Consider the following 13,375-nt stretch of genomic DNA (forward strand, 5'->3'; position numbering starts at 1 on the left):
GCGGGTCAGGCCACGGAGTGGCTTATCGTGCCGGTGTAGGTGCCGGCCACCGTCTGGTCCGGGACGTCGATCACGATGGTGGGATCCCAGGTGGCGGAGTTGTCGCCGGCCCCGCTCGTCTTGCTGAACGCGGTGTACGGCTCGTTCAGCACCTCCGCGTCGGCGGCATCGGGCTGACCGGGGACGAAGGTGCCGTCGCCGGTGGTGGCCGTCGCCGGGCCCGACCAGTAGGAGATCGCCGTGGTCGGGACGGTCTCGGCACCCGTTCCACCGCCCGTGGTGAAAGCCGTGCCCGAGACGGTCGCCGTCCAGGTGGCGGTGAGCGCGGCCCGTTCGTCGGACACCGTGACCGCGCCGAGCTGCCCGCTGATCTGCGTGCCCGGCACGCCGCTGCCGATGTCGACCGGACCGTCAGGCGTGCTGATCTCCAGCCCGTTGCCGGCGGTCACGGTGAAGGTCACCGTCGTGGCACACGTGGTCGACGGAGCGCACGTGTCGGCTGCGGAGGGCGCGGCGAGCACCGTGGACACCATCGCGGCGGCGGCACCCATTCCCAAGGCCCCGAAACGGCTCTTCGACACGGCGATCTCCCTCAACGCGCCCTGACCCGGCCGGCGGCCAGGCATGTGCTCACATCGTGCTCAGCAGGCAGCATCCGGAAACGGGGGGAACGTGTATCTGGCAGCTCCTTTGCCATGATCTGGTGCTGTTTGGCAGCCGGTCGAGCAGGCGCGGTGTCGGCTGGTGAACGCTCCCGTGCCCAGGAATCCGGTTCCGCCCGAACATCCGCCGCGCCGGGAAAACCTGTGACTCCATGTCACCGTTCATCCCCGGCGCGGCCTTCCGGTCACTGCGGAGCCGGGGCCGTACAGGGGGAGTTCCACGGCCGTAATAAGGACTTTCGGCCCTGGAGGCGCCGGTGAGGCGGGTGAATCCTTGAACATGGGGGTGGTTTACATGAAAGAGAACCACGAGTTCCGATGGGGTGGCATGGCGGGTATCGGCGCGCTGGTGCTCGCCTTCATCGGACGGCTGATCATGGGGAACGCTCCGAGGATCACCGAATCCACGACGACGATCGCCGGATACCTGTCGCAGTATCGCGGCCAGGTTCTGATGGGGGCGTTGCTCTACGCCATCGCGACCGCGCTGTTGCTGTGGTTCGGCGTCGCGCTGGCCACGGCCTTCCGCCGCGCCGACGAGAGCGGCGACGCGCCCGCGCTGGTGCTGGCGGGCTACATCCTCATCTCCGTGATCGGGTTCATCGGCCTGTCGGTGTTCGCCGGAATGACCTACGCGATGACCGCGCACAGGGCGCTTCTGCCCATCGCCGCCGGGCCGTACACCGCCTTGACGGTGATGGGCACGATCTCGGGGATCGCGGTCGCCGTGCCCTTCGCGGCCTCGGCCGTGGCCATCATGCGCACGCATGTGTTCCCGGTGTGGATGGCCTGGTTCGCCCTGCTCGTCGCGGCGCTGAACGTGCTGGCCGCGTTCGCGGTGGGAATCACGGGAGGCGTGCTCGCCCCCGACGGCCTGCTGGTGGGGTACGTGCCCGGCGTGCTGACGGGCCTGTGGGTGCTGGCCGCGAGCGGGTTGCTCATCCGCGAGCACCTGCCGATCCCGAGCGCAGGAGCAAGGCCCGTCATGGGGTAGTGGCGCCGCCTGGCCGCAGGCGGCCGGAAGGAGGCGCAGAGCACGCCGGACCGATCCGGTGTGCTCTGCGGCTGATACGAGGTTCTGGAGCTGTGACCCGGGTCTGTCAATACCTCGCAGGTCACCTCCTTGGTGGACTCCGTGCAGACGCGGCAGGCCGTTCCCGGGCGCGATCGTTGGAGGCATGCGACCATCCAGACTCCAAATCGCGGCGTTGACCGCGTCCGTGCTCACATTCATCGCCGCATTGGCCACAGCGGCACTGCCCTCGCTGTCCTACACCACCGGGTTCGCGCCGCACTGGGTGACGGCCGCCGCCGCCTTGGCCGGTGCGGGCTTCGCCGTCTTCGAACGGCCGGTCGCCGCGGGCTGGCTCTCGTCGGTGCTGTTGCTCTGGTCGGCGGGTGGGCTGGTGCTCGACTGCTTCCGCGCGTTCTTCGTGGTGACCGGGATACCGGCGGGGGAGTTCGCCCGGGTGGACGGGCCTGGGATGGCGGGACGGGCACTCAGTCTCGCCGCCACCGGGCTCGTCGGGGCGCTGGTGCTGCGGCGCACCCGGCTGCCGAGCGGGTCGTGGCTCGGTTACACGGCCTTCGCGCTCGGGTTCATCTATCCGACGGTCAAGCTGTACTGGTCGCTGGGCGGGTCGTTCCTGCGCCCCGCCGGCTACTCCGAGGGATTTCCGTACGGCGAGTTGATCATGCTGGCCATCGGGGCGGTCGGATCGCTGGCCCTTGTTCAGGCGTGGGGGAGGCGGCTGCCGCGCAGGCTGGTGCTGTTCGGCGGTTGGACGGGAGCCGCTATGTTGAGCACCATGGGGAGCATGTCCGTGTTCGGCACCCTCTCGCAGCTCATGGGGGTGACCGACGGGCCGGTGCCGCTCGCCGACGCCTCAGCGGTCGTCATGGTCTCCTGCGTGTACGGGAGCTGGCTGCTGTTCGGGCTCGCGGTGGCCGGGGCCACCCTGGCCTACCAGCGGCAGACCGTCAGGGTGCTCGCGCGGTGACGCGGTGGGTGGCGGGGCCGCGGGCGGACGCTGTGGCCGCGTTCGTGATCGGGGTACCACTGTTCCCGCTCTCGGTCGTGGTGGCGGTGCTGTCGGTGCCGGGGGAGCGGGCGGCGATCCTGGTGGCGGCATGCCTGCTGGCGCACGTGGCGTTCGCCTTCCGCCGGGACCCGCGAGTATTCTTCGTGATCGCCGTGGCGCTGGCCGTACAGGCGGTCGTGACCGGGCTCTTCATCGTCTTGCCGACCGTCGTGCTCTTCCCGCTCGCCCTCTACTCCTGCACCGCGTACGGCAGGTCGTACCTACCCGTGGTCGTGGGACTGGCGGGGGCGGGACTGGCCGCGGCCAGGTTCGCCACGGACTCCAGCGTCACGGCCGCCCATCTGGGACCGGATCCGTGGATGCTGCTGGGTCTTCTGGTGGCCATTGTGGTGGCGGCCTGGGGGCTTGGCCTGTACCGCAGGACTCAGCTCGCCTACGTCGACCTCCTGAAGGAACAGGCCGGCGTGTCAGCCGCTCAGGCCACCCTGGCGGAACGGGCCAGGATCGCCCGCGAGATGCACGATGTGGTGGCCCACGCCCTGGCCGTCATCGTCGCCCAGGCCAGAGGCGGGCGACTGATCCCCGACCGCGCCACCGAGGTGCTGGCCACGGTGGAGGAGACCGGACGCCAAGCGCTCACCGAGATGCGCGGCCTGGTCGGCGTGCTCCGCTCGGACACCGCCCTCGGCTCCGAGGCCGGCGATCTGCGGCCGCAACCGGGGCTGGCCGAACTCCCGGAGCTGCTGGATCGAACTCGCGCGGCCGGACTCGCGGTGACCATGACCACCTCCGGAAGGGCGCGGCCGATCGGGCCGGGGGCGGAGCTGGCGCTCTACCGGGTGGTCCAGGAGGCGTTGACCAACACGCTCAAGCATGCGGGCGGCGGAGCGAGCTCGTCGGTCGGATTGTCGTGGACGCCGGCGCACCTGGAAGTGACCGTGGCGGACGACGGCCGGGCTCCCACGCCGACCGCAGGCACGGCGCCGGGCAACGGGCTGGCTGGAATGCGCGAGAGACTGTCGGCAGTCGGTGGCACGCTCTCCGCCGGAGCCGCAGGGGAGCGGGGCTTCGTGGTGACGGCCCGCCTGCCATACCAGAAGGGCGCAGTGTGACGATCCGGGTGTTCGTGGTGGACGATCAGGACCTCGTGCGTACCGGCACGATCATGGTCATCCAGGCTCAGGGCGACATGACTGTCGTGGGGGAGGCGCGTGACGGCCTCGAGGCCCTGGCCAGGCTCGGGAAGGTCGTCGCCGACGTGGTGCTCATGGACGTGCGGATGCCTCTCCTCGACGGTGTGGAGGCCACCCGCAGGCTCCTGGCCGGGGCCGGGGCCGGGCCCAAGGTCATCGTGCTCACCACGTTCGACCTGGACGAATACGCCTTCGCCGCGCTCCGTGCGGGCGCCTCGGGGTTCCTGCTCAAGGACGCGCCCGCCGAGGAGATCGTGGCCGCCGTCCGGACCGTGCACGAGGGTGACGCGGTCATCGCACCCTCCACCACCCGGCGGCTGCTCGACCACGTCGCCCCCACCCTGCCGCTGCCGGCCGATCCGCCCATCCCCCTCACGGACCGCGAGCGGGAGGTCCTCCAGCACATCGCGCAGGGCGAGACGAACGCCGAGATCGCCGGGCGCCTCTTCCTCTCGGAGGGCACGGTCAAGACCCACGTCGGTCGCATCCTGGCCAAGCTCCACCTCCGCGACCGCGTCCAGGCGGTCATATGGGCCTACGAACATGGCCAGATCCCCCGCATATGAGCTCCGCACGGATCGCGGTCTGGTCCCGGAGAGCCAGTAGCGGCGGAAGCCGTCGTCTCGCCGCAGAGAGACGGCCTCGATGGCAAGGGTGAGCCCGTGCGGGCCGGAGCGCGGTTGGCCGACCCACTACGCCAGGTGATCGAACCGGTCGCCGGAGGGTTCCCCGATCGTCTGGCCGGGCTGTCCGGGCGGGCGTTTTGTCGTGGGACGGGCGCGCAGGTGCGCGCGCTCACCCTGCTTGCCGAACAGGCTGAGGAACTCGACCGGTTCGGTGTCGGCGGCGCCGAACCAGTGCGGTACGCGGGTGTCGAACTCGGCCGCCTCGCCGGGTGAGAGCACCAGATCGTGTTCACCGAGGACGAGCCGTAACCGTCCGTTGAGTACGTACATCCATTCGTAGCCCTCGTGGGTCTGCGGATCGGGTTCCTTCCGCCGGCTGCCGGCCGGGATCACGAGCTTGTAGGCCTGGATGCCGCCGGCCCGGCGGGTCAGGGGCAGCATGGTCATGCCGTGGTGGGTGACCGGACGCAGGTGGATGCGCGGGTCGCCGGTGGGCGGGGCGTCGACGAGTTCGTCGAGCGTGACGCCGTGGGCTCTGGCCAGGGGGAGCAGGAGTTCGAGGGTCGGCCGGCGGGTGCCGGACTCCAGCCGCGACAGGGTACTCACCGAGATGCCGGTCGTCGCCGACAGGTCGGCCAGCGTGGTCTCGCGCTGCCGGCGCAGCGCGCGCAGCCGGGGTCCGACCGCGCCGAGCGCTTGGTCGAGGTCGTTGTCCATGCCGCCAGTTTGCCAGGTCGGCAACAGAGTTTGCGGCAATGGCCGATGGGCCCGCATCCTCGTCGTGGAGGTGGTCATGGTGACCGATCAGCTGAGGAACGGCTATGACGTGGTGGTGGTCGGCGGTGGCGCCGCGGGGTTGAGCGGGGCGCTGATGCTGGCCCGGGCGCGGCGGTCGGTGGTGGTGATCGACGCGGGCGCTCCGCGCAACGCCCCGGCCGAAGGTGTGCACGGGCTGCTGGCCAGGGACGGGATCCGGCCGGCCGAGTTGCTGGAGCGCGGCCGCGCCGAGGTCCGCGGCTATGGCGGTCACGTGGTGCCCGGCGAGGTCGGCGCCGTGGCTCGTGAGGACGACAGGGAGGACACCGGGTTCGCGGTGACGCTGGCCGACGGCCGGACGGTCCGTGCGCGCCGGCTGCTGGTGGCCACCGGGGTGGTCGACGAGCTGCCGGACATACCGGGACTGCGGGACCGGTGGGGCCGGGATGTGCTGCACTGCCCGTACTGCCACGGCTGGGAAGTCCGTGACCAGGCCATCGGCGTGCTGGCCGGCGGGCCGCTGGCGGTGCACCAGGCATTGCTGTTCCGGCAGTGGAGCGCCGATGTCACGCTGTTGTCCCACACCATGGCTCCGCCGACCGGCCAGGAGGCCGAGCGGCTGGCCGCCCGCGGAGTCAGCGTGGTGGACGGCGAGGTGGCGTCCCTGGAGATCGTCGAGGACCGCCTGGTGGGAGTACGGCTGAGCAGCGGCGCGCTGGTCAGCCGTCAGGCGCTGGTGGTCGCGCCGCGGATGGTGGCGCGCGCCGGCTTCCTGGCCGAGCTCGGACTGCGGCCGGCCGAACATCCGAGAGGCGTCGGCGAGCACATCCCCTCCGACGCGACCGGCCGTACCGATGTGCCCGGGGTGTGGATCGCGGGCAACGTCACCGATCTGGTCGCCCAGGTCGGCAACGTCGCCGCGGCTGCCGCTGCCGTGGCAGCCCAGATCAACGCCGACCTGGTCGACGAGGACACCCGGCGGGCGGTCGCCGCCTGGCGGGACCCGTTCTCCGCCGAGTCCGAAGCACGTGTCTGTGAACGGGTGACGGGCGACCGTCGCCACGGCCTGTGAACCCCTGTGAACCACGGAAGGGAACCGTTGTGTCCGAGGAATTCGGCGCGGAGTACTGGGAAGAGCGTTACCGCGGCCACAGCGCGGTCCACAGCGGGCGGCCCAACCCGCAGCTGGTGGCGGAGGCCGGGGATCTCGCGCCCGGCACGGCACTGGACGCGGGCTGCGGCGAGGGAGCCGATGCCGTCTGGCTCGCCTCGCGCGGCTGGCGGGTGACGGCGGTGGACATCGCCGCCACCGCGCTGCGCCGCGCGCGTGAGCGCGCCGAAACCCTCGGCGCCGACGTCGCCGGCCGGATCGACTGGGCACAGGCCGATCTGACCGGTTGGACACCCGCCGAGGAACACTTCGACCTGGTCTGCGCCCACTACGTACACCCGGCGGCATCGCGCGAGGCGCTGTTCCGCCGGCTGGCGGCAGCGGTCGCGCCGGGCGGCACGCTGCTCATCGTCGACCACCACCCGTCACATCCGCAGACCGCCGCCGCGCACGCCTCCGCACCGAAGGCGCACATCACGGCCGAGGAGCTCGCGGCCGGCCTCGACCCCGACCGGTGGGACATCGCCGTCGCCGAGGCCAGGACTCGGACGGCCACCGACCATCACGGCCACGAGATCACCCTCCATGACGCGGTCCTCAGGGCCCGCAGGAGCGCGGCGTAGATGCCTCCCGTCCGGCGCGCCGGACGGGAGGCCGGGGCCACGTCCGCCGAGTCCACTTCCGGATCACCCGTCCGTTCCGGCGGGACGCGGGGGCGGGTGGTGGGTTTCCGGCACTTGCGGCGGTTGCCGGCATGGCCGGCGTGCGACACGGAGATCGCGTGCACGCTTGGCGTCATTGATCGATTACGGAGAGTAGTGTCCGTTGTGAAGTTGATCTACGAGGGCATCCTCACGACGGAATGGAAATTCAGGTTGATGTCACAACGATCCAGCTCCGCGCTCACCGCGCTGGCCTGCACCCTGCTGACGCTGGCCACACCGGGCACGCCGGTGGCGGCCGACACCGGCGCACACGCCGCCGGCGGCGTGCGGCAGGCCGCCACGAGAGCCGCCGCGCCCTGTGTCCGGCCGGGGCAGACGACCTACCCCGTCGACTACTACTGGAAGAACGTCCTCGGCATGCGGCTGGGCAGCGGGTCGGTCGCGGTCAACACCTCCCCGTCCCTGTGGGGTGGGCAGATCGCGCCGGGCAGCGTCTTCACCCTCACTCTGACCCACCGTACGAACCAGTGGCCGCTGCTGGTCAGGAGCTACACCACCATGTGGGACCTGTCGTCGCTGCTGGCCGGCGCCGACATCATCGGCCAGTCGGGGACCGGCACCATCAGCGGCACCACCCTGTCGATCACCTCGCAGGGCTCCAAGACCGACCCGGTCGCGAAGGTCATCACCTTCCAGGTCAGGCAGGGCGCCATCGGGGCCGCCATGACCATCCGGCCCACCGGGATCAGCAGCGTCATCGCCGCTCCGGGCCAGCTCGGAAACAACACCCCCGCCCCGCCGATCCAGATCGTGGCCGGGCAGTCCATCGCCCCCACCAACGCCGCCGCCGACACCGCCACCACCGCGATGGGCACCGCCGTCAGCGTGCCCGTCCTGGCCAACGACACCGCGACCGCACCGGCGATCAGCGGCCTCACCCAGCCCGGCAACGGCACCGCGACGATCTCCGGTGGCAACGTGGTCTACACCCCCGCCGCGGGTTTCATCGGCACCGACACCTTCACCTACACCATCACCACCGCCTGCGGGAGCAGCACCGCCACAGTCACCGTCACCGTCCCCTGCCCCTGGAAACCGGTCAACCTGGTCAACGGCAGCTTCGAGGCACCGCCCGTGGCCTCGATCGACTGGTCCATCCCCGACGCCTCCGTCAACCCGAGCGCCGGCTGGCACACCACCGCCACCGACAACAAGCTGGAGTTCTGGCGGGGCGGGGCGTCCGGGGTCCCGGCAGCCGACGGCCAGCAGTTCGCCGAGCTCAACGCCAACCAGGTCTCCACGCTCTACCAGGACGTGCCCACCGTTCCGGGGACCCCGATGACCTGGTCGCTGTATCACCGGGGCCGTCTGGGCACCGACGTGATGCGGGTGCTCGTCGGCGCTCCGGGCGCGACCGTGGCTCAGACTCCCACCGGGGCCTCCTCACCGGACATCTCCGACGACAACACCGCCTGGCGCCACTACACCGGGGTGTACGTCGTCCCGCCGGGACAGACCACCACCCGATTCGCCTTCGAGTCGGTGTCGGCCGCGGGGGGCACCCCGACGGCCGGCAACTTCCTGGACGGCGTGGTGTTCCAGACGCCGCCCTGCCCGGCCACCGGCAAGAACGTGGTGCAGACGAGCTGAATCCCGGGCAGTCGCCCGTCAGGTGTCCCCGTGTCCTTGTGCGAGCTGGGCGTCCATGGTGGAACACAGCTGGGCCAGGACGGTCTCGAGCTGGTGAAGCAATTCAGGCGGGTACTGGGCCAGGACGGTGTCCTGGCGTTCGTTGACGGGGGCGAAGAAGTCATCGGCGAATTCCCTGACCTGCGCGCTGCTGTGCAGGGTGACGATCCGCCGGTCGGCGTGCTCGCGGGTGCGGGTGACGTATCCGGCCTGTTCGAGGCGGTTCAGCAGCGCGGTCATGGCCCCCGAGGACAGTGAAATGCGCCTGCTGAGCAGGGCGGGGGAGAGCGGGGCGCCGCTCGCCTCGGCGGAGGCGATCTCCAGCAGCGCGAAAGCGTCGGTGGAGTGCACCCCCAGCCGGGCCGCGAAGCGGCGGCCCAGTTCGGTGAAGCTCGCGCCGTAGGCCCTGAGCCCTTCGGCCAGCCGTTCGCGCTGCGCCGCGACGCCGTCGAGCACCGATTCCTCCATCTGGGCCTCCGCCTTCCCTCCGACGCCGGTGATCCACGCCGGCGGCACATGTTGACAACCTATCGTTGGCCAATCTACCTTCCTCGTGAAGTTGCTCCACCATAAAGTTACTTCACGATGGAGAAAGATAGATGTCTACTTCTGCCCCCGCCCAGCCCCCTGACCGAGGAGCGCGGCGCGGCATGACCACCTCCCCCCGCCGCCACGGCGGCGCGACGACCCCCGCCCTCCTGTCCGGGCGCACGGCGGTCGTCGTCCTGGCCGCGATCCTCATCGCGGACTTCATGGAGCTCCTCGACGCCACGATCGTCAGCGTGGCGGCTCCGGCGATCGCCGAGGACCTGGGCGCCGGTGAGGCGGCGCTGCAGTGGATGATGGCCGGGTACACACTCTCCGCCGGAGCAGGCCTGATCACCGGTGGCCGCATCGGCGACCAGTTCGGGCGCCGCCGCGTGTTCCTCCTCGGCCTGGCCGCGTTCATGCTGGCCTCGGCCGGTTGCGGGCTGGCGCCCAACTCCGGCGTGCTGATCGGCATGCGGGTCGCGCAGGGCCTGGCCACCGGACTGATGATCCCGCAGGTGTTCGGCATCATCCGCGCCTCGTTCGAGCCCGGCGCACGAGCGAAGGCGCTCGGCGCCTACGGCGCCGTGCTCGGCCTGGCCTCGGTGGCCGGACCGCTGCTCGGCGGAGTCCTGGTCGAAGCCGACCTCTTCGGCCTGGACTGGCGGGCGATCTTCTGGGTCAACGTCCCGATCGCGATCATCGCGCTGATCGTGGGAGCCCGGTTCATGCCCGAGTCCCGCGTGCCGGGCGACGCCCGGCTGGACCTGACGGGCGCGGTCCTGGCCGCCGCCGCCGTGGTGCTCCTGCTCCTGCCCCTCATGCAAGGACGCGACTGGGGCTGGCCCTGGTGGGGCTTCCTCATCCTGGCGCTCTCGCTTCCGGTGACGACCCTGTTCCTCATCAGGCAACGGCGACTGGCCGCACGCGGCGGGCAGCCGATCCTCGACCCCGCCCTCCTCCGGGTACGGGCCTTCGCCGGCGGCCTGTCCGCCTCCCTGCTGTTCTTCGGAGCACTCGGCTCCTTCTTCCTTCTGCTGTCGCTCTACCTTCAGCTCGGCACCGGACGCACCGCGCTCGAAACCGGTCTGGTGATCCTGCCCTATGCCGTCGGCTCGATCATCACTTCCGGGATCGGTGTCCAGTTCGCCCACCGCGCTCTACTCGTGTCGGGCGCGCTGGTCCTGGCCGCCTCCCAGGTCGCCCTGCTCCTCATCGTCCGCGGCGGCGCCGAACCCTCCTACTGGGCACTCGCCGCGCCGCTGTTCATGGGCGGTCTGGGGCTGGGACTCACCGCCCCGTCCCTGATCAACGTCGTTCTCGCCGGCGTGCCCGGCAAAGACGCCGGTGCCGCGGGCGGTGTCCTCACCACCGTCGGCCAGGTCGGCAACGCGTTCGGTGTCGCCGTCCTCGGCGTCGTGTTCTTCGCCCGGTTGGAAAGCTCCTTCACCGATGGAGGCGACGCCCTCATCGCCTACGGCGACGCCCTCACCGCGATCCTGCCCTGGCAGGTCGCCTGCTACGTCGCCGCGGCCGCGCTCATGCTCCTGCTCCCCAGGCGCGCGAACGCCTCTCACGAGTGACCGTGAGCACGCCGCAGGCCGTGACACGGCCTGCCGTGCGGCCGGACACGGCCGGCACCGTCCCCGCCACCCCCATCCAGACAGCTTCCAAGGAGACCCGATGACCGACGCGTCCCGTGCCGCCGCCGACCCGTTCGCCGTCACCGTCCGCGGGGTCGGCGAACCCCACCCCGCCCGCGCCGCTCTGCGCGCCGCAGGTCCCATCGTCCGGGCCGAGGCGCAGCTGCACTACCTGATCTTCACACTGATCTACGCCGGACAGCTCACCACCGACCCGTCGCTGGGATTCCTGCTCGCGCGCGTCTTCGACGTCGACCGCGACACGGCGGCGGAGACCACGATCGAGGAGTTCGTCCGGTGACGCTGCGCCTGCACTCGCCGGCACCCTTCAGCCTCTGGCGGTTCACCTCCGCCGACATCGAGCTCGCCGGGGTGCGGCTCCCCGCTCGCTCGCCGGTGCTCATCGACATCCAGGGCATCAACACCGATCCCGGCCGGTCGATCGGGCCGGACCTCACCTTCGGAGCCGGCCCGCACTACTGCACCGGCGCTCAGCTCGCCCAACTCGAGCTGAGCGCGGTCGTGGAGGTCCTGCGGGCCGACTTCCCCGACGCGCGCCTCGCGGTGCCGTTCGCCGAACTCCGGCAGACCGACCTCGGAGGCATACAGGGGAGCCGGTTGACCACTCTGTCGGTGAAGCTGCGGGGCTGAGGCCCCCGGCATCCGACGCGGTGCCGGAAAACGGTGACGGTCTCCAGCAGGGCTCCGCCGGGTGGTCAGGGCGGCTGGTCCCGGCCCTGGCGTCCGGGGATCTGCCGTGGGGCGATGAGGAGCCGGACGTCGCGTGCGGTCCATGAGATGATTACTCCTACGGTGCCCTCTCGGCCTCGGGTGCAGCAACCCGGGCGAGAGGGCTTTCTCATGCCCGCACCCGCGGTGACACCTCATCCTGCGGCCGGTATGCCCACCCGATCAAGGAGTGCTCGATGAAACTCGGTCTGACCTGCCCGCGCTTCACCTGGCCCGGCGGCGACTCCGCCATCGCCGGGCGGTTCGCGGCCGTCGCCCGCGGCGCCGACGGAGCCGGGCTGCACAGCCTGTGGGTGATGGACCATTTCTTCCAGATCCCCAACTTCGGCGCGGTGGAGGATCCGATGCTGGAGGCGTACGGCGCGCTGTCCTATGCGGCCGCACTCACCAGCCGGGTCACGCTGGGCGCCCTCGTCACCGGCGCCGTCCACCGCGAGCCCGGACTGCTGGTGAAGCAGGTCAGCACCCTGGACGCGCTCTCCGGCGGCCGCGCCGTCCTCGGCATCGGCGCCGGCTGGTACGAGCCGGAGGCCCGCGGCCTCGGCCTCCGATTCCCCTCCCTGGCCGAGCGGTTCGAGCGGCTGGAGGAGACGCTTCAGATCGCCCGGCAGATGTGGAGCGAGGAGGACAAGCCGTACGAGGGCCGGCACTACAGGCTGGAGCGTACGCTCAACGCGCCGCAGGCACGGCCGCCGATCCTGATCGGCGGCAGCGGGGAGAACAAGACCCTCCGTCTCGTCGCCGAGTACGCCGACGCCTGCAACTTCCTGCACGGCGCCGACGTACGGCACAAGCTCGGCGTGCTGCGCGCCCACTGCGAACGGCTGGGCCGGCCCTATGAGGAGATCGAGAAGACCCTCCACATGCGCATCCCCGACGGCCAGAGTGTCGCGGAGAGCGTCCAGCGCTGCGGCGACCTGGCCGCCCTGGGCATCGACCACGTCATCGTCGCCGTCCCCGACGCCGCCGCCGACTCCTCGCTCGCGCACCTGGCCGCGCTCGCCACGCAGATCTCCGCCATCACCCCGGCCGGCCGCTGAGCGGGCGCTCCAATTTTTGATCGTGACAGGTGCCGCCGGGGGCGGAGCTGACAGCGAGCTGTCCACGCGTGGCGGGCTCCGGCGTCCTGCGGGTCCACGAGCAGGGCCGGTGTCCTTCCGGGGCCGCCCTGGAAGGACCCTTCGCCGAGGTTCTGGGCGGCGTTCCCGCTGCTTCCGCGGTGACCACTGCCGGGCTCCCGTTCCGCCCGAGCACTTCCCGAAAAATTTGCGCGACATGCATATTTGCTGACTACGCGAAAATTGGTATGGCGGCGTCGAGCCCGAGGCCGATGTAGTCCGACGGGATGTAGAGCCGGTATCCGGTGATGAAGGTGTAGCCCGTCGTGAGCAGCAGCCGCCCGGTGAACGCCCATCGGCCTCGGCCGGCGTCATCGTCACCAGCTGGTCGGTGAGCCCACCGCGGATCCGCACCACCGGCGCAACCTGCCACTCATCCTGGACGAGGAACAGGTGAAGCCCGTCCGGCCTCCACACGCCTGTGGATCTTCGGCAAGCTCGCTGAAATCGAGGCCAAGAGACCTACAAGCGAGACCAAGCGACCTACAAGCGAGGCCAAGCGGCCTACAGGCGCGACCAGTCACGATCGGCGGCGACTGACAGTCCCCAAGCCGCGCTCGGGAGGGCACGGCCATAGTCATGGAGTCACTCC

14 protein-coding genes are annotated in these 13,375 nt (G+C 70.9%); 11 read left to right on the forward strand and 3 right to left on the reverse strand.

Annotation, left to right across the window (positions count from 1 at the left end; translation table 11 throughout):
• Positions 1 to 5 precede the first annotated feature (5 nt).
• Positions 6 to 581: a hypothetical protein gene (locus BM085_RS03435; RefSeq protein ID WP_245789093.1), complete on the reverse strand. Its 576-nt coding sequence runs from the start codon at positions 579 to 581 to the stop codon at positions 6 to 8.
• A gap of 376 nt (positions 582 to 957) precedes the next feature.
• Here BM085_RS03435 and BM085_RS03440 point away from each other — a divergent pair, with 376 nt between their 5' ends.
• The 4 genes from BM085_RS03440 (at position 958) to BM085_RS03455 (ending at position 4,463) form a co-directional block, all read left to right on the forward strand.
• Positions 958 to 1,656 carry a hypothetical protein gene (locus tag BM085_RS03440; protein WP_093885560.1) on the forward strand — a complete coding sequence of 233 codons (699 nt, stop codon included), beginning with the start codon at positions 958 to 960 and terminating at the stop codon, positions 1,654 to 1,656.
• Positions 1,657 to 1,840: 184 nt separating this feature from the next.
• A complete protein-coding gene (locus BM085_RS03445; protein WP_143120784.1) occupies positions 1,841 to 2,662 on the forward strand; it encodes a hypothetical protein in 822 nt (273 codons plus the stop codon).
• The gene (locus BM085_RS03450; RefSeq protein ID WP_143120785.1) at positions 2,659 to 3,816 is read left to right on the forward strand and encodes a sensor histidine kinase; all 1,158 of its coding nucleotides are present in this window, start codon (positions 2,659 to 2,661) and stop codon (positions 3,814 to 3,816) included. The genes BM085_RS03445 and BM085_RS03450 overlap by 4 nt, the downstream gene beginning before the upstream one ends.
• Positions 3,813 to 4,463 carry a response regulator gene (locus BM085_RS03455; RefSeq protein WP_093885563.1) on the forward strand — a complete coding sequence of 217 codons (651 nt, stop codon included), beginning with the start codon at positions 3,813 to 3,815 and terminating at the stop codon, positions 4,461 to 4,463. The genes BM085_RS03450 and BM085_RS03455 overlap by 4 nt, the downstream gene beginning before the upstream one ends.
• Before the next feature lie 126 nt (positions 4,464 to 4,589).
• On the opposite strand, the gene BM085_RS03460 is transcribed toward BM085_RS03455, so the two are convergent.
• On the reverse strand, positions 4,590 to 5,240 hold the full coding sequence (locus tag BM085_RS03460) for a helix-turn-helix domain-containing protein (protein ID WP_093885564.1): 651 nt from the start codon (positions 5,238 to 5,240) through the stop codon (positions 4,590 to 4,592).
• A gap of 76 nt (positions 5,241 to 5,316) precedes the next feature.
• Between BM085_RS03460 and BM085_RS03465 the strand changes: the two genes are divergently transcribed.
• The 3 genes from BM085_RS03465 (at position 5,317) to BM085_RS03475 (ending at position 8,705) form a co-directional block, all read left to right on the forward strand.
• Entirely contained in the window at positions 5,317 to 6,351 is a 1,035-nt protein-coding gene (locus BM085_RS03465) for an NAD(P)/FAD-dependent oxidoreductase (protein WP_177244935.1), read from the forward strand.
• A 29-nt stretch (positions 6,352 to 6,380) separates the two neighbouring features.
• On the forward strand, positions 6,381 to 7,013 hold the full coding sequence (locus BM085_RS03470; RefSeq protein ID WP_093885566.1) for a class I SAM-dependent methyltransferase: 633 nt from the start codon (positions 6,381 to 6,383) through the stop codon (positions 7,011 to 7,013).
• A gap of 255 nt (positions 7,014 to 7,268) precedes the next feature.
• Positions 7,269 to 8,705: an Ig-like domain-containing protein gene (locus BM085_RS03475; protein WP_143120786.1), complete on the forward strand. Its 1,437-nt coding sequence runs from the start codon at positions 7,269 to 7,271 to the stop codon at positions 8,703 to 8,705.
• A gap of 18 nt (positions 8,706 to 8,723) precedes the next feature.
• Here BM085_RS03475 and BM085_RS03480 read toward each other — a convergent pair whose 3' ends face one another.
• A complete protein-coding gene (locus tag BM085_RS03480) occupies positions 8,724 to 9,212 on the reverse strand; it encodes a MarR family winged helix-turn-helix transcriptional regulator (protein WP_093885761.1) in 489 nt (162 codons plus the stop codon).
• A 182-nt stretch (positions 9,213 to 9,394) separates the two neighbouring features.
• Here BM085_RS03480 and BM085_RS03485 point away from each other — a divergent pair, with 182 nt between their 5' ends.
• From BM085_RS03485 to BM085_RS03495, 4 genes are all read left to right on the forward strand, one after another.
• A complete protein-coding gene (locus tag BM085_RS03485) occupies positions 9,395 to 10,855 on the forward strand; it encodes an MFS transporter (protein ID WP_177244936.1) in 1,461 nt (486 codons plus the stop codon).
• A 100-nt stretch (positions 10,856 to 10,955) separates the two neighbouring features.
• Positions 10,956 to 11,216, forward strand: coding sequence for a hypothetical protein (locus tag BM085_RS45675; RefSeq protein ID WP_245789094.1), 261 nt, complete (start codon positions 10,956 to 10,958; stop codon positions 11,214 to 11,216).
• Positions 11,213 to 11,566, forward strand: coding sequence for a cytochrome P450 family protein (locus BM085_RS03490; RefSeq protein WP_245789095.1), 354 nt, complete (start codon positions 11,213 to 11,215; stop codon positions 11,564 to 11,566). The genes BM085_RS45675 and BM085_RS03490 overlap by 4 nt, the downstream gene beginning before the upstream one ends.
• Positions 11,567 to 11,841: 275 nt before the next feature.
• Complete coding sequence (locus BM085_RS03495; protein ID WP_093885569.1) at positions 11,842 to 12,705, forward strand: LLM class F420-dependent oxidoreductase; 864 nt, start codon at positions 11,842 to 11,844, stop codon at positions 12,703 to 12,705.
• The last annotated feature ends 670 nt before the right edge of the window (positions 12,706 to 13,375 follow it).

It is taken from the genome of Streptosporangium canum (genome assembly GCF_900113865.1).
Classification (GTDB): domain Bacteria; phylum Actinomycetota; class Actinomycetes; order Streptosporangiales; family Streptosporangiaceae; genus Streptosporangium; species Streptosporangium canum.

What these genes read in the sequence shown, in the direction of transcription:
- BM085_RS03475 (WP_143120786.1), top strand. Translation starts at nt 7,269, where the DNA reads ATGTCACAACGATCCAGCTCCGCGCTCACCGCGCTGGCCTGCACCCTG.
- BM085_RS45675 (WP_245789094.1), top strand. Translation starts at nt 10,956, where the DNA reads ATGACCGACGCGTCCCGTGCCGCCGCCGACCCGTTCGCCGTCACCGTC.
- BM085_RS03460 (WP_093885564.1), bottom strand. Translation starts at nt 5,240, where the DNA reads ATGGACAACGACCTCGACCAAGCGCTCGGCGCGGTCGGACCCCGGCTG.
- BM085_RS03440 (WP_093885560.1), top strand. Translation starts at nt 958, where the DNA reads ATGAAAGAGAACCACGAGTTCCGATGGGGTGGCATGGCGGGTATCGGC.
- BM085_RS03465 (WP_177244935.1), top strand. Translation starts at nt 5,317, where the DNA reads ATGGTGACCGATCAGCTGAGGAACGGCTATGACGTGGTGGTGGTCGGC.
- BM085_RS03480 (WP_093885761.1), bottom strand. Translation starts at nt 9,212, where the DNA reads ATGGAGGAATCGGTGCTCGACGGCGTCGCGGCGCAGCGCGAACGGCTG.
- BM085_RS03485 (WP_177244936.1), top strand. Translation starts at nt 9,395, where the DNA reads ATGACCACCTCCCCCCGCCGCCACGGCGGCGCGACGACCCCCGCCCTC.
- BM085_RS03495 (WP_093885569.1), top strand. Translation starts at nt 11,842, where the DNA reads ATGAAACTCGGTCTGACCTGCCCGCGCTTCACCTGGCCCGGCGGCGAC.
- BM085_RS03445 (WP_143120784.1), top strand. Translation starts at nt 1,841, where the DNA reads ATGCGACCATCCAGACTCCAAATCGCGGCGTTGACCGCGTCCGTGCTC.